This is a genomic window from Bradyrhizobium sp. ORS 278, assembly GCF_000026145.1.
Classification (GTDB): domain Bacteria; phylum Pseudomonadota; class Alphaproteobacteria; order Rhizobiales; family Xanthobacteraceae; genus Bradyrhizobium.
Window position 1 is genome coordinate 7,436,675 of sequence record NC_009445.1, and the last position, 19,913, is coordinate 7,456,587.

Annotated in this window: 19 protein-coding genes and 1 pseudogene; 5 read left to right on the top strand and 15 right to left on the bottom strand. The window is 66.0% G+C overall.

Annotation, left to right across the window (positions count from 1 at the left end):
• Positions 1-116: 116 nt before the first annotated feature.
• The 6 genes from BRADO_RS33055 to BRADO_RS33080 all read right to left on the bottom strand — a co-directional run bounded on the left by BRADO_RS33055 (position 117) and on the right by BRADO_RS33080 (position 5,470).
• Complete coding sequence (locus BRADO_RS33055; protein ID WP_041757959.1) at positions 117-2,072, bottom strand: tetratricopeptide repeat protein; 1,956 nt, start codon at positions 2,070-2,072, stop codon at positions 117-119.
• A 90-nt stretch (positions 2,073-2,162) separates the two neighbouring features.
• On the bottom strand, positions 2,163-2,903 hold the full coding sequence (locus BRADO_RS33060) for a di-trans,poly-cis-decaprenylcistransferase (RefSeq protein ID WP_012030566.1): 741 nt from the start codon (positions 2,901-2,903) through the stop codon (positions 2,163-2,165).
• 36 nt (positions 2,904-2,939) lie between these two features.
• On the bottom strand, positions 2,940-3,320 hold the full coding sequence (locus BRADO_RS33065) for a transcriptional regulator (RefSeq protein ID WP_012030567.1): 381 nt from the start codon (positions 3,318-3,320) through the stop codon (positions 2,940-2,942).
• Complete coding sequence (locus BRADO_RS33070; RefSeq protein ID WP_012030568.1) at positions 3,307-3,924, bottom strand: hypothetical protein; 618 nt, start codon at positions 3,922-3,924, stop codon at positions 3,307-3,309. The genes BRADO_RS33065 and BRADO_RS33070 overlap by 14 nt, the downstream gene beginning before the upstream one ends.
• 127 nt (positions 3,925-4,051) lie before the next feature.
• Positions 4,052-4,351, bottom strand: coding sequence for a DUF3551 domain-containing protein (locus tag BRADO_RS33075; protein WP_012030569.1), 300 nt, complete (start codon positions 4,349-4,351; stop codon positions 4,052-4,054).
• 144 nt (positions 4,352-4,495) lie between these two features.
• Positions 4,496-5,470 carry a tripartite tricarboxylate transporter substrate binding protein gene (locus BRADO_RS33080; RefSeq protein WP_012030570.1) on the bottom strand — a complete coding sequence of 325 codons (975 nt, stop codon included), beginning with the start codon at positions 5,468-5,470 and terminating at the stop codon, positions 4,496-4,498.
• 112 nt (positions 5,471-5,582) lie between these two features.
• Here BRADO_RS33080 and BRADO_RS33085 point away from each other — a divergent pair, with 112 nt between their 5' ends.
• A complete protein-coding gene (locus tag BRADO_RS33085) occupies positions 5,583-5,993 on the top strand; it encodes a VOC family protein (RefSeq protein WP_012030571.1) in 411 nt (136 codons plus the stop codon).
• Positions 5,994-6,007: 14 nt separating this feature from the next.
• Here the strand turns inward: BRADO_RS33085 and BRADO_RS33090 are convergent, their stop codons facing one another.
• The gene (locus BRADO_RS33090; RefSeq protein ID WP_012030572.1) at positions 6,008-7,339 is read right to left on the bottom strand and encodes a DUF2330 domain-containing protein; all 1,332 of its coding nucleotides are present in this window, start codon (positions 7,337-7,339) and stop codon (positions 6,008-6,010) included.
• Complete coding sequence (locus BRADO_RS33095; protein WP_012030573.1) at positions 7,336-8,160, bottom strand: RnfABCDGE type electron transport complex subunit D; 825 nt, start codon at positions 8,158-8,160, stop codon at positions 7,336-7,338. The genes BRADO_RS33090 and BRADO_RS33095 overlap by 4 nt, the downstream gene beginning before the upstream one ends.
• A gap of 156 nt (positions 8,161-8,316) precedes the next feature.
• On the opposite strand from BRADO_RS33095, the gene BRADO_RS33100 reads away from it, so the two are divergent.
• A complete protein-coding gene (locus BRADO_RS33100) occupies positions 8,317-9,891 on the top strand; it encodes an AMP-binding protein (protein ID WP_012030574.1) in 1,575 nt (524 codons plus the stop codon).
• A 12-nt stretch (positions 9,892-9,903) separates the two neighbouring features.
• Here the strand turns inward: BRADO_RS33100 and BRADO_RS33105 are convergent.
• From BRADO_RS33105 to BRADO_RS33120, 4 genes and pseudogenes are all read right to left on the bottom strand, one after another.
• A pseudogene (locus BRADO_RS33105) lies at positions 9,904-11,202 on the bottom strand (cytochrome P450).
• Positions 11,203-11,303: 101 nt separating this feature from the next.
• Positions 11,304-12,413, bottom strand: a complete 1,110-nt coding sequence (locus tag BRADO_RS33110) for an HD-GYP domain-containing protein (RefSeq protein ID WP_012030577.1) — start codon at positions 12,411-12,413, stop codon at positions 11,304-11,306.
• A gap of 217 nt (positions 12,414-12,630) precedes the next feature.
• Positions 12,631-14,913, bottom strand: a complete 2,283-nt coding sequence (locus tag BRADO_RS33115; RefSeq protein ID WP_012030578.1) for a molybdopterin cofactor-binding domain-containing protein — start codon at positions 14,911-14,913, stop codon at positions 12,631-12,633.
• Entirely contained in the window at positions 14,910-15,398 is a 489-nt protein-coding gene (locus tag BRADO_RS33120) for a (2Fe-2S)-binding protein (protein WP_006610320.1), read from the bottom strand. The genes BRADO_RS33115 and BRADO_RS33120 overlap by 4 nt, the downstream gene beginning before the upstream one ends.
• Positions 15,399-15,704: 306 nt before the next feature.
• Here BRADO_RS33120 and BRADO_RS33125 point away from each other — a divergent pair, with 306 nt between their 5' ends.
• On the top strand, positions 15,705-16,028 hold the full coding sequence (locus BRADO_RS33125) for a hypothetical protein (protein WP_012030579.1): 324 nt from the start codon (positions 15,705-15,707) through the stop codon (positions 16,026-16,028).
• Positions 16,029-16,062: 34 nt separating this feature from the next.
• On the top strand, positions 16,063-16,734 hold the full coding sequence (locus BRADO_RS33130) for a dienelactone hydrolase family protein (protein ID WP_012030580.1): 672 nt from the start codon (positions 16,063-16,065) through the stop codon (positions 16,732-16,734).
• A 154-nt stretch (positions 16,735-16,888) separates the two neighbouring features.
• Here the strand turns inward: BRADO_RS33130 and BRADO_RS33135 are convergent, their stop codons facing one another.
• The 3 genes from BRADO_RS33135 to BRADO_RS33145 all read right to left on the bottom strand — a co-directional run bounded on the left by BRADO_RS33135 (position 16,889) and on the right by BRADO_RS33145 (position 18,880).
• Complete coding sequence (locus BRADO_RS33135; RefSeq protein WP_012030581.1) at positions 16,889-17,599, bottom strand: polysaccharide biosynthesis/export family protein; 711 nt, start codon at positions 17,597-17,599, stop codon at positions 16,889-16,891.
• Positions 17,600-17,782: 183 nt separating this feature from the next.
• A complete protein-coding gene (gene msrA / locus BRADO_RS33140) occupies positions 17,783-18,439 on the bottom strand; it encodes a peptide-methionine (S)-S-oxide reductase MsrA (protein WP_012030582.1) in 657 nt (218 codons plus the stop codon).
• 123 nt (positions 18,440-18,562) lie between these two features.
• Positions 18,563-18,880, bottom strand: a complete 318-nt coding sequence (locus BRADO_RS33145; RefSeq protein ID WP_012030583.1) for a hypothetical protein — start codon at positions 18,878-18,880, stop codon at positions 18,563-18,565.
• A 360-nt stretch (positions 18,881-19,240) separates the two neighbouring features.
• Between BRADO_RS33145 and rpsT the strand changes: the two genes are divergently transcribed.
• Positions 19,241-19,510 (top strand): 30S ribosomal protein S20, encoded by a 270-nt coding sequence (gene rpsT / locus BRADO_RS33150; protein WP_009031705.1) that lies wholly within the window; start codon positions 19,241-19,243, stop codon positions 19,508-19,510.
• The last annotated feature ends 403 nt before the right edge of the window (positions 19,511-19,913 follow it).

Below are 19,913 nucleotides of genomic sequence, written 5' to 3' on the forward strand. Positions count from 1 at the left end.
CTCGGCCATCCTCGACACGCGTCCGGTTTGCCACAGCGCAGCAAAATTCCGTTGACTCAGCTCAAACGGTCCGGCGCAGCGACGCCGCTCGTCGCACGAACGCGATCACATTCCGGTTAGCGTGTGACAGTCGTTGCGAACACCGCCACGCGCGGTTTCAGGGCCGCGCGCACGCGCGCAACGACATCGCCATAATCACGGCGCGCATCCTGGCGGAACAGCCGCAGGCTCGGATACCAGGGGCTATCGTCACGATCGAGCAGCCAGCGATAGTCGGGTGTGTATGGCAGCATGATCCAGGTCGGCCTGCCCATGGCGCCGGCGAGATGCGCGACGCTGGTGTCGACGGTGATGACGAGATCGAGATCGTCGATCAGTGCGGCGGTGTCGACGAAGTCGCGGATATCGGCTGTGAGGTCGAGGATGTCGCCACGCGCGGCGAGCACCGTCTGGTCGGCGGGCCGTATGCCCTTCTGCAAGCTGACGAACTGCGCATCGAGATCGAGCAGCGGCGCGAGCATCGCCAGCGGCATCGACCGGTTGTGGTCGTTCAGATGCGCGGGGTTGCCGGACCACACGAGGCCGACGCGCAGACGGTCGCGCGGCCCGAGTCGCTGCTGCCACAGGGCGCGGCGCGCGTCGGGCGGGCGCGGCAGATAGGCAGGCGCAGCTGGAATCGTGTCGAGGCGGGTCGCGAAGGCGAGCGGCAGGCTGGACAATGGACAATGGATGTCGATCGCAGGCACCGCGTCGACGCCGCGCGCAAGGCATTGCGCCACGCCGTCCACGCCCGACAGCAACGGCTGCAGCACCGCATCGACCTCGAGCACAACGCGCGCGCCCCGCGCGGCGACCATCGTCGCGTAGCGCGCGAACTGAATGGTATCGCCAAGACCCTCATCGCTGTGGAGCAGGATGGTCCGGCCCTCCAGCGGATCATCCCCGAGCCACATCGGCACGTCGAAGCTGCGCTCCACGAAACCGACGGCGCGGCATTGACGCCCCCATTCACGCGCCGCCCAGCCGCGCGCGAAATCACCCGCCAGCAGGCGGAACAAGGCGGCATTCCAATGCGCATCGGCGAAATCCGGCCGCAACGCGATGGCGCGGTCGAAGCTCGCGAATGCCTCGTCGAATCGATGCAATTCGGCCAGCGAGGTGCCGCGGTGATTGTGGAAATCCGCGGTCTGCGGCCGGATGGCGATCGCCTTCTCGAACACCGTGATCGCTTCGTCATGGCGGCCGAGATTCTGCAGGATGCAGCCATAGCTGTTGGCGATGTCGGGGTCGTGCGGCGCCAAAGCATGCGCGCGCTGGCCGAAAGGCTGCGCCTCGTCGTAGCGGCGCAGCCGCCGCAGCGAGATGCCCTTCAGGCACAGCACGCCGGCCTGGTCCGGCTGCTGCCGCAGCGACTGATCGAACTGCGCGATCGCCTCGACATACCGCCCGGCATCGAAATGGACCGCGCCGGCCTTGTTGGCGGCGTCGACATGATCCGGCTGCAGCTTGAGCACCTGTTCGAACGCCAGCGCCGCCTCGTCGCGACGTCCCTCGGCCTCCAGCGACTCGCCGAGACGAAACCATGTCGGGGCGCGGTCGGGCGCCAGCTGCAGCAGCCGGTCACACGCCAGCGCCGCCTCGGCATGACGGCCGGTCAGCTGCAGCAGTTCGCTCAGCGCGTCCCAGCTCTCGACGGCGTCCGGCCGCAGCTGCAGCGCGCGATCATAGGCCTTGATCGCTTCGTCGAGCCGGCCGGCAAGCCGCAGCGCCTGGGCGAGGCCGATGAAGGAGTCGGGGACCGAAACGTCCTGCCGGATGGCACGGGCAAACCATTCGATGGCATCGTCGAACCGCTTGAGCGCGACACAGACGCGTCCCATCGCCTGCAGAGCATCGATCGAGGCGGCGTCCAGCGTCAGCGCGCGGCGGCAGGTCTCCTCCGCCTTCGTTAGCTGGCCGGCCCGCAACAGCCGCAGCGCCGCGTCACACAGCGCTTCCGCCGTATCGGCGCGGCCCGCCGACCCGGACTTGACCGGAGATTTGCCGGCGGACCGGTGCGGCTTGTGCTTCATCATGAGATCTCTGCGCTCGTGACACGAGCGGTAGATGATTCCCGGATGCGCGGAAAGATTGCGCGGTCACGGTCAGTGGGAGATCGACTGTCAGGACGTTGCCGGCGCGAGCGGCACGGCCTCAAGGCCACCGAAGCGGCGCTCCCGGCCATGAAACGAGGCCAGCGCTTCGGCAAGGTCGGCCGCGTCGAAATCGGGCCACATCCGATCCGTGAAGTGCAGCTCGGCATAAGCGCCTTCCCACAACAGGAAGTCGGACAGCCGCTGCTCGCCGGACGTGCGGATGATCAGGTCGACGTCGCGCAAGCCTGCCTCTCCGGTCACGAGATCGGAGAATGTCTGACGGGTCAGGCCCTCGATGCTGCCTGCCTTCGCCGCGGCATTGAGGATCGCGTCGCGCGCCGAGTAGTCGACGGCGATGCGCAGATGCAAGGTGCGGCCGTCGCGCGTCGCCTGCTCGGCGCGAGCGATCGCATCGGCGATGCCGCCCGGCAGCCGATCGCGGCGGCCGATCACGTTGAGGCGAACGCCGTTGCGCACCAGCGATTCCACCTCGCTGGCGAGATAGACCCGGAGCAGCGCCATCAGGGCGGCGACCTCGGCACGCGGCCGACGCCAATTGTCGCTGGAGAACGCGTAGAGCGTCAGCGTGCCGATGCCCTGATCCGGCGCGGCCTCGACGATGCGGCGGATCGCCTCGACGCCCGCCTCGTGGCCGCGCAGCCGCGACATGCCCTTGCGCGTCGCCCAGCGGCCGTTGCCGTCCATGATGATGCCGACATGAAGGCCGTCGACCACAGCAGGCGATTTCGGTTGCAGACTACTTTGCATTGCAAAGCTCCAGGTCAAAAAAACGCGATGAAACGGTCAGGCGCGGCCGTGGATGAGACTGGCCGAGGATGGGGTGGGGTCCTTGCCGGCCGCCGCGGCCGCGTCGCGGACCAGCCGCTCGAGCACGGCGAGATAATCGAGGAAGCGATGACGTCCGGCCTTGGTCAGGCGACAACTCGTATGCGGCCGGTTGCCCTCGTAGCCCTTGGTGACCTCCACCAAGCCGGCTTCCTGCAGCACCTGGAGATGGCGCGACAGGTTGCCGTCGGTCAGGCCACAGAGCTGCTTGAGGTCGGCGAAGGCCAACCCCTTCGGATGTGCCATCAACGAGGTGAGCAGGCCGAGCCGGGCCTTCTCGTGAATGACGCGGTCGAGCCCGTCATAGGAGAACGGCGCACTGCCGTCAGTCTTCGACATCGGAATCTCCGGTCGCGAAATACAGAATGCCGGCCATCAGCGCCTGGCCGACCGCAAAGGGCAGCCCCATCGTCCAGGGCGACAGCTGATGCGTGAGACTGCCGAGCAGCAGCACGGCGAAGCCGGCGATGAAGTAGAACGCGCCGGCCAGCGCGACCGAGCGCGGCAGCGAGCGCACCGAGGCGAAGACCCCGAGCGACATCAGGATCTGCCACAGCCCGGGCAGCGTCCACAGCGCCTCCGGCGCGAACTTCCACAACAGCACGGCGAGCAGCACGCCGGCGATGCCCGCGGGCAGAAACTGCTCCACGGCCTGATGGATCATCGCATCGGCAAGGCCAGAATGATGCCGCTGCGACCGGGCGCGCATTTCGACCCAGATGATGATCAGCGAGACACAGGCCGCGGCCGCCCAGCCGAGCAGGAACACCAGTGGTTCGGCGGTCGGATCCAGCAGGACGAACTGCTGGACAAGCGCGGTGATCAAGGCGACGGCGGCCGTTCCGGCCATCGTTGCGGGTCCGTAGCCGCGAAACGCGGTTCCAGCGGCGAGTTGGCTGCGGATGGCGATGATGTCTGCCAGCGCCTTGTCGAGGTCGCGCATGTCTGACGTAGGTCCCGCCCGAATTAACTTTGCGATACAAAGTATACACGATCACAAAGTCGTTGCAAGACGGCTCCTCGCGGGCGACCCGGATACCCTTGTCGGGCATCCGGACGGTCAGGACGGCTCAGTAGTAATTGTAGCGGTGCACGCGCTGAGGCGGCGGCATGTCGACATAGACGGTCGGGCCCCGCCGGGCCGGATCGAACGCCACGCGCGGGTTGATGCCGCATGCGACGCCGCGCCCCGAGGCGCTCGCCTTGCATTGCTCCAAGGTCTGGTAGGAGCAGTCGCCGGGATAACCGACACCCCTGCCCTGCACGCACCAGGGATAATCGTAGCCTCCGGCGGCGGCCGGCGTGGCGTCACCACCGCTGACGAGTGCAACGCCGACGAGGCCGGCCGCCATCATCATCACCTTGCGCATGATCTGTTCCTCTGCTGGCTGGAAGAATGCATCACACTGGCATGGTCAAAAAACGACAAACCCGCGGACTGGATCACCAAGCAAGGCGATGAGGTGTCGCGGATGCGGCAAGTCATCGCGGTGGGGACGTGCGGGTGCTGCGCCTCAATCCAGCTTCAGGCCGGCGAACTCGACGACCTTCTTCCACTTGTCCGTCTCGGCCGCGATTTGCGCGCCGAACTGCTCCGGCGACTGGATCAACGGCTCTCCGCCGAGATCGATCAGCCGCTTCGTGATCTCGGGCTCGGCCAGAACAGCGTTGACCTGTTTGTTGAGTTTCTCGACGATCTCCTTTGGCGTGTTCTTGGGCGCTCCCATGCCGAACAAGGCGCTCGCCTCGTAGCCGGGCACGGTCTCGGCGATCGCCTGGACATCCGGCAATTGCGCGGAACGTTCCTGGGTCGTGACGCCAAGGGCGCGCAGGGAGCCGGAGCGAATGTGCTGAATGATCGACGGCATGTTGTCGAAGATCACCTGGACCTGGCCGCCGAGCATGTCGGTGATCGCGGGCGCAGCGCCGCGATACGGCACATGCTGCATCTTGGTGCCGGTCATCGCCATGAACATCTCACCCGAGAGATGCACTGAGGTGCCATTGCCGGACGACGCCATGTTGACCTTGCCGGGATTCTCCTTGAGGTAGGCGATGAACTCGGCGACGGTCTTCGCCTTGATATCGCTGTTGACCGTCATCACGTTGGGCACGCGATTGAACGAGGCCACCGGCGCGACGTCGCGAACGAAATTGAACTTCAGGTTCGTGTAGAGGCTCGTGTTGATGTAGTTGGCGGGATTGACCAGCAACACCGTGTAGCCGTCGGGCTGGGCGTTCACGACCGTCTCGGTGCCGATATTATTGCCGGCGCCGGGCTTGTTCTCGACCACGAACTGCTGGCCGAACGTCTCCGAAAGCCGCTGTCCGATCAGCCGTGCCAGGATGTCGGTCGCGCCGCCCGGCGGATAGCCGACGACAAAGCGGACCGGGCGGCTCGGATAGTCGGCGGCGGAGGCCCTGCGAAGGGCGGCGACGGACGGAACGGCGGTGGCGATCAAGCCAAGCGCGGCACGGCGTGAAATCATGCGTTTCCTCGGTTATGTATCGTTGAGCGCCCGTGAACGAAGCGCTGGTGTCGATTGTAGCCCAACCGCGCGATCGTCGCGAGGTCGATGTCTTGATCAGGAGGAGAAGCTCATGCCGGTGAAGGTCCATGCACTCGATCACCTGGTCATCAACGTCGCCGACGTCGACCGAACGACAGCCTGGTACCAGAAGGTTTTGGGCATGGATTTGCAGGTCACCGACCTCGGGCCAGGACGCGCCAGGCGCACGTCGCTCTTGTTCGGGACCCAGAAGATCAACGTGCGACCGAAGGACGCGGACAAGGTCGACTGGTTCACCGCGGACCATGTCGGCGCGGGCAGCGACGATCTGTGCTTCCTGACCAGCAGCACTCCGGATGAAGTGGTGGCCCACCTGCAAGCGCTCGGCATCGCCATCGAGGAAGGCCCGGTCGACAAGCAGGGCGCCCGCGGCACCCTGCGCTCGGTGTATTGCCGCGATCCCGACGGCAGCCTGATCGAGATCTCGTCCTACCGGGAGTGAGCGCGGGCTGTGCGCTACTTCGTGACGGCTTCGCCGCTTTGCTCCATCCGGGCGACGATCTCGCTGCGCGACCAGCCGGTCAAGGCAGCCAGATCGGTCGCCTCCTTGGCGAAGCGTGCGGACAGGTTCTCCTGGTAGGACTTCGCCGCGTCGCATTTCGCCTCGCCGCGCCAGGGATGGCGCTGCACGTAGCGGCCCTGGAAATTGCCGCGGTCCTTGGTCTCGGTGAAGGCGATGTCCTCGGGAAACGATTTCGCATCGTAGCGGACGTGCAGCCGGGTCACATAGGCCTCGGAGCCGCCGCCGGCGCGACGGCCGGCGCTGAAGGCCGTGGCCTCGTCGCTGCCGATCCAGCGCGCGCCGAGCTCGACCAGCTCCTTGTTGCTCATCGGATCGGCGGCGCAGGGGTCGCACCACGCCATGTCCCAGGCATATTCGACGAACACCGCCTGCATGTTCTCGCGCGCGACGGCGCGTTCGAACAGCGCCTTGTAGAACGGGCCGAACTCGTTCTTGACGTACAGCGGCACATCGATATTCGACGGGATCTTCACCGTCCGATAGTTGGCTGCCTCGATGCGGCCGCTCCGCGTCAGCGCGTAGATGATGAGATCCTGCGGACCCCTGGCATTGACGGTGCCGAGCCGCAACGGGACCATGAACTTGGCGCTCTGGTAGCGGACCTGCAGCGGCCGGAGCTGGCCGGTGTCGAGCCCCTTCATCCGCTCGACATTGACCTTGGCCACGAAGAACCGCATGCCCTGCTTGATGTAGCTGCCGAGCACGGCCTCGGCCCCCTCGGGAATACGGTAGTTGTTGTCGGTCAGCCAGCGCGTCAGGCCGTCGCTTTCCTGCGCCGACAGGATCAACACGTCGTATTCGGCGACATCGTAGCTTGCCTCGATGGTGACGCCATAATCCGACTTGAATCCCAGGCGCGGAGCCCCCGCCATCATCGGCGCCGCCGGCATTGCCCGCGCTGCAACGATAACCGGCGCGCAGGGATCGTCGTCGTGGTATTCGACCAGCCGCGGCGCAGTGTATTTGTCGAGATGCTCGATCGTCTTCGGCTCGACGACGCCGATCTGCTTGCGCTCGATGAAGGTCGGCACGGGAACGACCACAGCGAATTCCTTCACGTCGCCCTCGAAGTCGCTGGCCATCGTGATCGAGGTCTGCTGGCCATCGCGCGACAGCACGACCTTGGATGACTGGTTGAACAGCTTGGAATCGGCCTGTGCGACATAGAAGCCGCAGAACGCCTGGGCCGGCACGATCGCCGCCTGGGACAGGATCGCTGCGGCGGCAACGCCGGTGCGGGCCATCGTGCTGAAGCGTGGGGTCATCGCGATACTCCTTCGGAAACGGGCGAACGCCAGGAAAAGCGGGCGGCCGGGATCAGCCGGTCGAGCACCAGGGTCAGTGGCGACAGCGCGATCAGCGCGACGTAGAGCGCCGGACGCATCTGCATGACGAACGTCAAATAGTGCGCGGTCACCGCGATGGTCATCGCGAACAGCAACCGGCCGGCGTGCGAGTCCGGCGTGGTGCGCGGATCGGAGATCATGAAGAAGGTGAAGATCAGCAGCGAACCGCTCTGCAATTGGTGCAGCGGAATCGCCAGGGGATCGCCGAGCCACAGCGCGCGCAACAGCAAGAGCGCGGCATGGCTGGCGAAAAAATAGATCGCGATATCCACCCGGCGCGATGCGCTCAGCACCAGGATCGCGAAGAAGCCAGCCAGGCTCGCGAACCAGACCTCCGTGCCCCATTGACCGGGCGAGATCCATACGCCATGCGATGTGAACAGCAGCACCACGATCGCAAAGCCGGCGGGATTGAAGAGGTGCTTGCCGTCGATGCGCAGCACGAATTTCGAGGCGATCGCGATGGCGGCGGCCGCCGCATGCAGCCAGAGCGCGTCCGCCCGCAGCAGCAGGCTGAGCGACAGGCCGGTGATGAGCGGCGACCTGAGATCGAGCGGCGTTCCGCTGAGACGGCAGCCGATCACCTGCGTAACCAGGGCCGTCGTGACGGCGATCACGCTCGCTGCCGGGCGTGCGCCAAAATCGATCATGGCGAAATTGATCGCCAGCAGCGTGGCCAATGCCGCGATCTGGAAATAGCGGGCATCGGGCAGCCGCCATGGTCGGGCCAGGGCCTGCATGCGAACCTCCGGGCGTGTCTTGCCGCGCCATTCGTCGCCGCCAATCGGCAACCGGTTCAATCCGATTTGCTCGCGGCGACGGTGAGTGGCAAAAGGTGGATGAACGACAAACGAAGCGGCCGGGACGGGCTGCGGACAAGAACAATGGGAGCGAACATGAACGGACTGACGATCGCGCCCGGTACGGTGACGCCGTTCGACGGCATGGACGTGCCGTGGCTGCTGAAGCTGCGCAGCGAGGTCAGGCGTGACCATCCGTTCCTGATCTGGGCGCCGTTCGACGCGCCGGCGCGGCGATGGAGCTATGGCGAGTTTCACGACCGCGTCGGCGCGCTGGCCGCGGGCCTCGTCAAGCGCGGCATCAAGCCGGGCGACGCGGTGCTGATCCATCTCGACAATTGCATCGAGGCGATGCTGGCGTGGTTCGCCTGCGTCGAGCTCGGCGCACTCGCGGTCACCACCAACACCCGCTCGGCTGCCGCCGAGATGAGCTACTTCGCCGATCACTGCCGCGCGGTCGCCGCGATCACCCAGCCGGCCTATGCCGAGATGATCTCGGCGCATTGCCGCGGCCTCCGCTGGCTTGCCGTGATCTCGCATGATCCGGGGCAGCCGGACGCAACGGCGGTCGGCGTGGGCGACCGGTTCGAGACGCTGTTTGCCGACAGCGCCGACCGGCCGCGGCGGGCCACCGATCCGCTGGCGCCGTGCAGCGTGCAGTACACGTCGGGGACGACGTCGCGGCCGAAGGCTGTGCTGTGGACGCACGCCAATGCGCTGTGGGGCGCCAAGGTCAACGCCGTGCACGAGGACCTGCACCAGGGCGACGTGCACCAGACCTATCTGCCGCTGTTCCACACCAATGCGCTGGCCTATTCGATGCTGGCGACCCTCTGGGTCGGCGCCAGCTGCGTGATCCAGCCACGCTTCTCGGCGAGCCGGTTCTGGAGCGTCGCGGTGGAGCATGGCTGCACCTGGACGTCGACGATCCCGTTCTGCATGAAGGCACTGCTCGACCAGGAGGTGCCGAAGGACCACAGATTCCGGCTGTGGGGCACAGCGGTGTCGGAGCCGACGGCGTTCGCGAAGTTCGGCATCAAGATCATCGGCTGGTGGGGCATGACCGAGACCATCACCCACGGCATCGTCGGCGAGGTCGACCAGCCGAACACGCCGATGTCGATCGGCCGCGCCGCGCCGGAATACACCATCCGCATCACCGATGATGACGGACGGCCGACGGCGGTCGGCGACACCGGCAATCTCGCCATCAAGGGCGTGCCCGGCCTGTCGCTGTTTTCAGAGTATCTCTACAACGAGGAAGCGACCCGGACGAGCTTCGATGCCGACGGCTTCTTCCTCACCGGCGACCGTGTCACGCGGCTTGACAACGGCTTCATCAAGTTCGGCGATCGCACCAAGGACATGCTGAAGGTCGGCGGCGAGAACGTCGCAGCGTCCGAGATCGAGCAGGTGATCATCACCGTGCCCGGTGTGCGCGAGACCGCGGTCGTCGCCAAGAAGCACCCGATGCTCGACGAGGTGCCGGTGGCGTTCGTGATCCCGCAGGCCGGCGTCGCGCGCGAGGAGCTGGCGGAGAAAGTGCTGGCCGCCTGCCGCGACGGTCTCGCCGACTTCAAGGTGCCGCGCGAGGTGAGGCTGGTCGACGTGATGCCGCGCTCGACGCTCGAGAAGGTCGCCAAGGCCGAATTGCGCAAGCTGCTCGACTGACGATCGCGCGGCTCACTGCATCGTCACGCGGACCGGCAGCGTCTTCGGTCCGTTCACGAAGGTGGCCTGCGTCATCTTGACCGGCCGTCGAGCGACAGCGAGGTCAGGCGCGGCAGCAGCTCCTCGAACAGGATGCGCATCTCCAGCTTTGCGAGATGCTGACCGAGGCACAGATGCGCGCCGTAGCCGAACGCGACGTGACGGTTCGGCTTGCGGTCGCTGCGGAACGCGTCGGGATCCTCAAACACCGCCTCGTCGCGATTTCCCGAGGCGTAGCACAGCATCAGCCAGTCGCCCTTCGCGATCCGCCGGCCGCCGAGCTCGGTGTCGGCGGTCGCGCTGCGCATGAAATGCTTGACCGGCGTCATCCAGCGGATCGCCTCGTCGACCAGTCCCGGAATCAGTTCGGCATCTGCCTTCACGCGCGCGAACTGCGCGGGATCCTGCGCCAGCGCCCAGATCGCGCCCGGCCGTCGATGACGACGTCGTGTCGTGGCCGGCGGTGGCGACGATCATGTAGTAGCTGGTGCGATCGTGTAGCGGCATCTCCTCGCCATTGATCCGGGCATTGGCGATGACGGTGGCGAGGTCGTCACGCGGACGGGCTCTGCGGTCCGCGGTGATGCGCTCGAAATAGGCGGCGAAGTCGGCGACCACGGCCTGCAGCATCGCCGCGAAGACCTCGGCCGACAGCCCCTCGCGCACCCGCGCCGTGTCCGGATCCTGCGGGCCGAACAGCTCCTGCGTCAGCTTGAGCATGCGCGGCTCGTCCTCCTCGGGCACGCCGAGGATCTCCATGATCACATGCAGGGGATAGCCGAGCGCGACGTCGGCGACGAAATCGCAGGCGCCGCCATGGGCCGCCGCCTTCGCGGCCATGCGATCGACGGTCGCGCGCGCGATCTCGCGGATGCGCGGCTCGAACTTGGCGATGTTGGCCGGCATGAACCAGCCCTGCGTCAGCGCGCGATATTTGGGATGGTCCGGCGCGTCCATCTGCACCAGCGAGCGCACGAGATTGGGCTGGCCGGTGATCTTGTGGACGCGCTCCAGCACCGCCTTGTTGGTCAAGGTCGTGGCGCGATCGGCGTTGTGGAACAGCTCGTTCTGCCGGCTGATGGCGAGAATGTCGGCGTGCCGCGTCACCACCCAGAACGGGTCGAACGTCTCGAGCTCGGCGCGGCCGAGCGGATTGTTGGCGCGCAGCCAGCGATAGGCGTCATGGATGCGGTGGTCGGCGTAGCACGCGGGATCGACCAGGGTGACCGCGATGTCGGCCGGAATGACCTCGTCAGCCAATGCCGCGCTCATGCCGATCGCCCCGCTTGCTTCCTCGACGGCAGGTAGGATAGTGCGCAGCTGCACCCGGGCACTTGCGTCCAGCAGCTAGCCGCCGTCTCAGCCCGAGAGTCTCAATGCGCGCCCATCGCGACCGGGCGGAACGCCTGCAGCAGCTGCTGGTCGAGCTTCGGGCCCATGTTCTCCATGATCTGGAAGGCGCGCGCATGGGTGAACGCCGGACGGTAGGCGCGGTGCTCGATCAGCGCGGCGTAGATGTCGACGATCGTGGTCAGGCGCACGATATCGCTGATCTGCTCACTGTGCAGCGCGTCCGGATAGCCGGAGCCGTCGAGGAATTCGTGGTGATGCAGGATCACGTCGAGCATTTCCGGCGGGAAGCCGCCCTGCCGGGACAGCGCCTCGTAGCCGCGGCGCGGATGCTGGCGCAGCAGCGCGATCTCCTCGGCGGTCAGCTTGCCCTGCTTGTCGAGGATCGCGACGGGGATGAAGGCCTTGCCGACGTCGTGCAACAGCGCCGCGCGGACCAGCCGGCGCTGATCGTCCTCACGCATGCCGAGATGGATCGAGAAGCCGACCGCAAGCCCGGTCACGAACAGGCAGTGCCGATAGGTGTCGTTGTGGTGGCAGCCGACCACGGTCATCCACTCGCGCAAGGACGAATGCTTGATCGCCTTGAGGATCTTGTTCTCGGCCGCGACGATGTCCTCCATCGTCAGCGGGATCCCCTCCGGCAGCTTCTCGAAGATCTTGGCCATCACGGCCTGAGCGGCCTCGATCCCGCGGTTGAGCAGCTTGCCGCGATCGCTCTCGTCATAGCCGTCATCGGCCGGCAGCGCCGAGCGGACCCGCTGCAGTACGTCGGCGGCGCTGAACGGACGCGCGATGGTGTCGGTCGCGCCCAGCGCCCAGGCCTGCATCGTGGCATGATGCAGCGCCTCGGCCAGAACGAACAGGCGCGGCACGTCGCTATAGGCGCGCGAGGACAGCTTCTTGCGCACCCGCTGCACGCTCTCGGGCGAGCGCAGGTTGATGTCGACGATGACGCCGGAGAAGCGGTTGCCGGGATTTTCAGGAATGTCGGTGGTCGGCATCAGGTCGACGTCGCCGACGGAGCGCAGGATGCGCGCCAGCTCGCTGCTCTGGTCGCCGCGATCGGACGCGAGCAGGAGATGACGCCTGGTCGCGGTCTGGGTCACGGTCTGCTTGGCTGTCGCGCTCATACGTGCTCGCCCCTCTCGGTTTGCTGCCTTTGCAAGCTACTTGGATACGGGTTCGACGCGGCTTAATCCGATCGTTCAAGCTGTCTGCGTTTGGGTGAGCGAAGAGTTAAGAGGATCGCTCGAATTGCGCGCCGCCGGCGGTGTGCCCTGACCAAACGAAAACCGCCGGAGAGGGCATCTCCGGCGGTTCCGAGGTTGTTGTTGCTGGCGTGTGGCGTCAGGCCTTCATCGCCGCCTTCACCGCTTCCGCGGTGATCGGCAGCGACCGCAGCCGGGCGCCGCAGGCGTTGTAGATGGCGTTGCCGAGCGCAGGCGCGACCACGGTCACCGCGGGCTCGCCGACGCCGGTCGCCTTCTCGCCATTGGCGATCACGGCGATCGCGACCTCCGGCACCTGGCTCATGCGCAGCGGCGTGTAGCTGTCGAAGTTGGTCTGCTCGATGCCGCCGTCCTTCAACGTCGCCTTCTCGTACATCGCCAGCGACAGGCCCCACAGCGCCGCACCCTCGACCTGGGCGCGGATGTTGTCGGGATGCACCTGCGTGCCGACATCGGTCGCCACGGTGAGCTTCTTCACCGTGACCGCGCCGTTGTCGGCGACCGCGACATGGGCGACGCACGCCGTCCAGCTCGCGGTCGCGCGCTCCTGCGACGACACGCAGGCGACGCCCATGCCCTCGCCCTTCGGCAGCTTCTTGGCGCCATAGCCTGACAGGCCCATCGCCGCGAGCAGCGTGTTGCGCAGCCGCTGCGCGCCGCCATCGTTCTTGCCCTTGCCGTCGAGCAGCGCGATGCGGAACTGGGCCGGGTCCTGACCCGACGCGGCCGCGATCTCGTCGATCATGCTCTCGACCGCCCAGAACGTCCAACCCGGCGCTACCGAGCGGAGCTGCCCCGACGGCGTCGCATTATGCGCGAGCTCGTTCTTGATCGCGCGCACATGATGGTTGGGCACGGTGTAGAAGAAGTCGGCGCCGTTGACCGTGAACGAGTCGAGCGGGCCCTTCTTGTCGACCGAGGGCGTCAGGAAGTCCGGGATGCCCCAGCGCGCCGTCGGCCAGGCCGAGACGACGTCGTGGCTGAGCGCGATCAGCTTGCCGTCGCTGTCGAGCCCCGCCTTGACCTTCTGGTAGGTGAGCGGCCGCGAGTAGTCCATCGTCATATCGTTCTCGCGGGAGTAGATCACCTTGACCGGCTTGCCGACGGCCTTGGCCGCCTGCACCGCCGGCACCATCATGTCGGCATCGAGCCTGCGGCCGAAGCCGCCGCCGAGCCAGGCTTGGTGCATCACGACATATTTCGGATCGATCCCGGCCGCTCCGGCCGCGATTGCACCGGAGCGGGTCGCGAACTGGTTGCCGGAGTAGATGTGCAGGATGTCGCCCTTGAACTCGGCGGTCGCGTTCATCGGCTCCAGCGGCGCGTGGATGTTGATGCTGGTGGTGTACTCCGCCTCCAGCACCTTGGCCGCACCGGACAGCGCGGCCGTGGCATCGCCGTCCTTGACGAAGAACTGTCCGGAGTCATCCTGGGCCTGCAGCTTCTTGGCCTCGGCGAGGATGCTCGCGGTGCTGACATTGGCGTACGGGCCGTTGTCGTAGGTGATCTTCAGCGCATCCGCCGCCTTCCTGGCATTGGCATAGGTGTTGGCAACTGCGACCACCCACCCTGACGTGGAGCCGGTCTTGTCATCGAGCGTGACCGCCTTGATGAAGCCCGGGACCTTCTTGGCCTCCGAGTCATCCACCGACTTCACTGTCGCGCCGAAACGGACCGGTGGCGTGACCACCTTGCCGTAGACCATGCCCGGCAGCATCGTATCGATGCCGTACTTCGCGGTGCCGTTGGTCTTCGACGGGATGTCGAGCTGCGGCACCGAGACGCCGATCATGGTGTATTGATCGGGCGTCTTCAGCGTGATCGCCTTGAGCTCGTCGGGCGTGAAGCTCTTGGTGATCTTGCCGCTCTTGACGATCTCGGCATAGCTCATCTGCTTCTTGGTCTTCGGATGCATCACGACGCCGTCGCGCACCACGAGCTCCTTGGCCGGCACGCCCATCGCGGTCGCAGCGGCTTCGGTGAGCGCGATGCGTCCGGCAGCGCCGGCGCGGCTCATGGCGTCGAAGTTCATCATCGTGCTCCAGCTGCCGCCGGTGATCTGGGCGCCGAGCACGGGATCGTTGAACTTCGGATCGTTGGAGGCGAGCTGGACGCGCATGTCCTTCCAGGCCGCCCCGAGCTCCTCGCAGATGATCTGCGCCATGGTGGAGGCAATGTGCTGGCCCATGTCGGCCTTGCCGCAGGTCACGGTGACCAGACCATCGGGTGCGATCGAGTACCACACGGTCGGCTCGAAGGCCGAGGGCGTGGTCGCGGCGAGCGCGGAATCGGCGAGGCCGGCATAGCCGAGCACGAGGCCGGTGGCGGCGGTGCCGACCAGGAAGGAGCGGCGGCTGAGATCTGTGGCCATGGTGGGCGCTGCTTTCACGTGCTGGTTCATGTCGCCCTCCGGTCGCTGGTGTTCGACGCGGTGCGCATCTCGGATGCGGCGCGCTGGATCGCCTTCTGGATCCGCGAATAGGTCATGCAGCGGCAGAGATTGCCGTCCATATGCGCTGTGATCTCCTCCTTGGTCGGGCTCGTGGTCTTGGCGAGCAGCGAGGCCGCCTGCATGATCTGCCCCGACTGGCAGTAGCCGCATTGCGGCACCTGCTCGGCGATCCACGCCTTCTGCAAGGGATGGTCGCCCTTCTGCGACAGGCCCTCGATGGTGGTGATCTTCTTGTCCTTGACGTCGCCGACCATGGTCTGGCACGAGCGCACCGCCTCGCCGTTGACGTGCACGGTGCAGGCGCCGCACAGCCCCGCGCCGCAGCCGAACTTGGTGCCGGTCATCTGCAACTGCTCGCGGATGACCCATAGCAGCGGCGTGTCGTTCGCCGCATCGACGGACATGGTCCGCCCATTGATGGTGAGATTAGGCATGTGGTTTCTTCCCCGCCCGGCATACGACTTCGCTTACGGCGAAGTTCGGTTTGTGAGGACGCCGGCACCCACCGGTTCGATGCCAGCCTGCGCGAAAGAATGATCGCGTTGGCGCCGTGACGCAACGAAATTTGGAACACCCACTTGCGAAATGAATCGGCATTTTGCGTTGTGCGACGCAGAATTTCTGGGATGGCAGGTCCTCACGAGGTAAAAGAAAGACAAGCATCGACGGCGCGGCCAGGGAGACATCAGCTGATGAGGATACCAGCATATCGAAGGGCTCTCGCCGCGGCGATTGCGTCCATGCTGCTCCCTGGCCCGCTGATTGCAGGCGACGTCGGAGCGCGCGAGGCTGCGCCGCTCGTCGCGGCGCGCGCCCCTTTCACAGCGACGTTATCCAACCTGTCGCCACTTGCCTTCGGCATGGATGTCGGGGAGACATCGCGCGTGCTGGCGCAGCCGCTGATCTACCTGAACGGCACGCCCGGCAACGAGACCTTTCTCGCCTTGCGCAATCTCGGCGGCAGCGGACTGGTCCCGCATCATCACCGCCTGTTCCTCAAGTTCCGTGGGGGTCGGCTGACCGGCTGGAAAGAGGACTACGGCACCAATTGGATGTGGCGCTGAAACGCGCCATCGCGACGTCTTAAAAGGAGTCAACGTGGGACAGGATATCAAGCTCACCGCATCGGACGGCTTTCAGCTCGGCGCCTATCGCGCCGACCCGTCCTCGGCCTCCAAGGGCGCGCTGGTCGTGATCCAGGAGATTTTCGGCGTCAACCATCATATCCGCAACGTCTGCGACCGCCTCGCGGCCGAAGGATACGTCGCGATCGCGCCCGCGATCTTCGATCGCGTCGAGCCCAACTTCACCTCGGGCTATTCGCCGGATGAAATCGCCGTGGCGCGGAAATTCGTCGCCAACCCGGACTGGCAGGCGTTCCTGCGCGACACCCAGGCCGCGATCGCTGCGGTGAAGGATGCAGGCCCCGTGGGAATCATCGGCTTCTGCCTCGGCGGCAGCATCGCCTATGCGGCCGCGACCAAGCTCACCGGATTGAAGGCGGCCGTCGGCTATTATGGCGGCGCCGTCGTGCGCTTCGCGGATGACAAGCCAGCCGTCCCGACGCAGCTGCATTTCGGCGAGAAGGACGCCGGCATTCCGCTGACCGATGTCGAGACCATCAAGGCCAAGCGCCCCGACGTCGAGATCTTCGTCTATCCCGGCGCCCAGCACGGCTTCGGCTGCGACGAGCGCGCGAGCTACGACAAGCCGAGCTCGGATCTGGCCTGGACGCGCAGCCTGGCGTTCTTCGCGCAGCATCTGCGCTGATCATTCTCCTTCGTCATTGCGAGGAGCGCAGCGACGAAGCGATCCAGGGCGTCACGCGCGACCCTGGATTGCTTCGGCTCGCTCGCAATGACGGTGGAGCGCCGCGACTCTCTAAGATCTGCAACAGTGTCGGGCGTCAACGACGTCTGCGAAATCAGAACCAGCGCTCGCCGACCTGGATCGTATCGCCGGGCCTCAGCGACGTGCCGAGCGGAACCTCGTAGCGCGCTGCGCCGCCGGCATCGGTATGCGTCAACGTGACGATGTCGCGCCGCGCCCGCGGCGAGAAGCCGCCGGCGATGGCGATGGCGCTCTCGACGGTCATGTTGGGCACGTAGGGATATTGGCCGGGCGCCTGCACCTCGCCGAGAATGAAGAACGGGCGATAGGCCTCGATCTCGACCGCGACCGAAGGCTCGCGGATGTAGCCGTTGCGCAGCTTCGCCATGATCTCTGCGGCGAGACCCGCGGTGGTGCGGCCTCGTGCCGGAACGCTGCCGATCAGCGGCATGGTGATCGAGCCGGACGCATCGATCGCATAGGTGTTGGTCAGGCCCTCCTGGCCGTAGACGACGACGCGAAGCTTGTCGCCGGCATCGAGATGGTACGCCTGCTCGGAGCGCGCAGGCGCATAGCCGACGGGCATGCCCGCGGCACCACGCGGGGCGGCGGCGAACGAGTTGCGCAGTGCGGGAATCGCTCCGCCCTGCCCGGTGGCGGCAACCGGGGCGGTCGAAGGAGTCCCGTAGGCCATGGCATCGAGGTCGCTCTGCGGCTGGCCAACGGCGACGGGGGACGTCGTGACGCAGCCCGACAGCAGGACCGTGAAGAGGATGGCAATGACCGGAACGAAATACGCGCGCACTCGAACAATCCCTGAGTGAGGATGTCCCCTAGTCATGCGCGGTTAAGGTTAACAAACCGTTGGCGCGTGTAGTCGGGACCGCGCGCAAGCACGGACGCTTGCGTGCCTGCCGAAGAAAAACCCTCTCCCACAAACGTGGGAGAGGGTTCGGATGTTCAAGCCGATCCCTCTGATGCGGCGGAACTACGCGCTCACGCCGACGCCGATCGGGCAGGCGACGCCGGTGCCGCCGAGACCGCAATAGCCGGCCGGATTCTTGGCCAGATACTGCTGGTGATAGTCCTCGGCGAAGTAGAACGGCCCGGCGGGCGCGATCTCCGTGGTGATCGCGCCGAGACCCTTGGCACGCAGCGCCTTTTCATAGGCCTGCTTGGAGGCCTCGGCCGTCTCGCGCTGAGCCTCGCTGAAGGTATAGACCGCCGAGCGATACTGCGTGCCGACGTCGTTGCCCTGGCGCATGCCTTGGGTCGGGTCGTGGCTCTCCCAGAACGTCTTCAGGAGCCGCTCATAGGAAATGATCTTGGGATCGAACACGACGAGGACGACCTCGGTATGCGCGGTCAGGCCCGAGCACACCTCCTCATAGGTCGGGTTCGGCGTATGGCCGCCAGCGTAACCGACCGCCGTGACGTGAATGCCGTTGCCAAGCTGCCAGAACTTGCGCTCCGCGCCCCAGAAGCAGCCGAGCCCGAACACCGCCTGCTCGAGGCCGGCGGGATAGGGCGGCAGCAAAGCGCGGCCGTTGACGAAATGCTTGGTGGCGGTCGGGATCGGCTGGGCACGGCCGGGCAGCGCCTCGGCGGCGCTCGGCAAGGCAGCGGGCTTGCGCATGAAGAACATGGGCTGTCTCCGGGCATGGCATCGCCCGCCGGAACAGTCCGGCGGCGCGAGGGCCTTCACTGTGGGATTATATAGGTCTCTACGCCCGCCACCGCAGCGATGTTACGTCGCGCGGTTGGGACGTCAGTCGCGACCATAGCCGATCAGCGGCCGCCGCGGGCGGAACAGCAGCATCAGCAGGATCCCGATCACGCCCAGCACGGCGAAAACCGGCTGATCCAGGAACGCCCGGGCGATCCAGTCCCACAGGAACGGCGCCTTGGCCTCGACCCAGGCCTTGAAAGCGGCCTGGCTGGATTGGTGGACGTCGTTCCAGAGCTGGCCGAACCGGGTGAACTGCAGGGTCTGGTCGGCCACCCAGCGCGCCCCGTCATACACCAGGAAGATGAAGCTTCCGGCCAGCAGCAACAGTCCCACCAGGCGGAAAAAACCGCGGATCATGCCTCACCTGCCCTCTTTCGCTTGCCCGGACGGGCAGCAAGCCCATAGCGGGGGCTCCTTGGAAATTCAACCTCGTCAGGGGCTTAGAACCGGCCCTGGCCGGCTTCCAGGTCGTCAGCAGCTTCCGAGACCGTTGACGCTCGCGGCCCCTGCCCCTATAAGGTCGCCGAAGGCGGTGGGCGCGATCCCGCCGCCGCTGTTCTTTGAGCAGCGCCGATCCGCCGAGCCCACCCGCTCCGGTCATGGCATTCTCAGAGAGGCGTCCGAACAACCCACCGCGTCGATGGGGCCGCGTCAAGCGGGCCGCGCGCGTACCCGCAGATTGCGGCGACTGCTCGCCGTCGAAGGATATTTGAGAGCATGGCCAACACGACCTCCGCGAAAAAGGCGACGCGCAAGATTGCCCGCCGCACCATCATCAACAAGTCGCGCCGCACCCAGATGCGCGGTGCCGTCCGCTCCGTCGAGGACGCGATCAAGAAGGGCGACCGCGAGGCCGCGCTGAAGGCGATGGCCAACGCCGAGCCGCAGCTGATGCGCGCCGCGCAGCGCAACATCATTCACAAGAACAACGCGAGCCGCAAAGTCTCGCGCCTCGTCCATCAGATCGCCAAGCTCGCCGCGAAGTGACGCGATCGATCGACCGACGAACTATCAAGATGCAAACAGCCCGGCTCGCGCCGGGCTTTTCTTTTCCGCCGTCATCTCTTTCTGTGGCGTCTCCTTGTGTGGCGTCGTCACGTTGGCGCGTCACACTTGCGCTTCGCTGCCGTGATCAAAACTTCTATTTGCTGGCGACATCGCGACATCGTTGCGATCTTCGCGCGCAATGGAACACTTGCGCTGTCGTCCCGGCCTGACACGCTCCGTACTCCGACGTGGCGTTCCGTAATTTTACGCGGTGATAATTTTGTCTCACCGGAAACAGCAGCGAATCTGCGCGCTCGCGTTTGCGCATCGCTGTCAAGAGCACACGATGCCTCGTTCATTTCGCGCACGCGATGCGACGGGAGTTACCCGCGTCGAGCAATCG

What these genes read in the sequence shown, in the direction of transcription:
- BRADO_RS33100 (WP_012030574.1), top strand. Translation starts at nt 8,317, where the DNA reads ATGAACGGACTGACGATCGCGCCCGGTACGGTGACGCCGTTCGACGGC.
- BRADO_RS33075 (WP_012030569.1), bottom strand. Translation starts at nt 4,351, where the DNA reads ATGCGCAAGGTGATGATGATGGCGGCCGGCCTCGTCGGCGTTGCACTC.
- BRADO_RS33145 (WP_012030583.1), bottom strand. Translation starts at nt 18,880, where the DNA reads ATGATCCGCGGTTTTTTCCGCCTGGTGGGACTGTTGCTGCTGGCCGGA.
- BRADO_RS33090 (WP_012030572.1), bottom strand. Translation starts at nt 7,339, where the DNA reads ATGACCCCACGCTTCAGCACGATGGCCCGCACCGGCGTTGCCGCCGCA.
- msrA (WP_012030582.1), bottom strand. Translation starts at nt 18,439, where the DNA reads ATGTTCTTCATGCGCAAGCCCGCTGCCTTGCCGAGCGCCGCCGAGGCG.
- BRADO_RS33055 (WP_041757959.1), bottom strand. Translation starts at nt 2,072, where the DNA reads ATGAAGCACAAGCCGCACCGGTCCGCCGGCAAATCTCCGGTCAAGTCC.
- BRADO_RS33070 (WP_012030568.1), bottom strand. Translation starts at nt 3,924, where the DNA reads ATGCGCGACCTCGACAAGGCGCTGGCAGACATCATCGCCATCCGCAGC.
- rpsT (WP_009031705.1), top strand. Translation starts at nt 19,241, where the DNA reads ATGGCCAACACGACCTCCGCGAAAAAGGCGACGCGCAAGATTGCCCGC.
- BRADO_RS33125 (WP_012030579.1), top strand. Translation starts at nt 15,705, where the DNA reads ATGCTGCTCCCTGGCCCGCTGATTGCAGGCGACGTCGGAGCGCGCGAG.
- BRADO_RS33080 (WP_012030570.1), bottom strand. Translation starts at nt 5,470, where the DNA reads ATGATTTCACGCCGTGCCGCGCTTGGCTTGATCGCCACCGCCGTTCCG.
- BRADO_RS33110 (WP_012030577.1), bottom strand. Translation starts at nt 12,413, where the DNA reads ATGAGCGCGACAGCCAAGCAGACCGTGACCCAGACCGCGACCAGGCGT.
- BRADO_RS33115 (WP_012030578.1), bottom strand. Translation starts at nt 14,913, where the DNA reads ATGAACCAGCACGTGAAAGCAGCGCCCACCATGGCCACAGATCTCAGC.
- BRADO_RS33060 (WP_012030566.1), bottom strand. Translation starts at nt 2,903, where the DNA reads ATGCAAAGTAGTCTGCAACCGAAATCGCCTGCTGTGGTCGACGGCCTT.
- BRADO_RS33120 (WP_006610320.1), bottom strand. Translation starts at nt 15,398, where the DNA reads ATGCCTAATCTCACCATCAATGGGCGGACCATGTCCGTCGATGCGGCG.
- BRADO_RS33085 (WP_012030571.1), top strand. Translation starts at nt 5,583, where the DNA reads ATGCCGGTGAAGGTCCATGCACTCGATCACCTGGTCATCAACGTCGCC.
- BRADO_RS33065 (WP_012030567.1), bottom strand. Translation starts at nt 3,320, where the DNA reads ATGTCGAAGACTGACGGCAGTGCGCCGTTCTCCTATGACGGGCTCGAC.
- BRADO_RS33095 (WP_012030573.1), bottom strand. Translation starts at nt 8,160, where the DNA reads ATGCAGGCCCTGGCCCGACCATGGCGGCTGCCCGATGCCCGCTATTTC.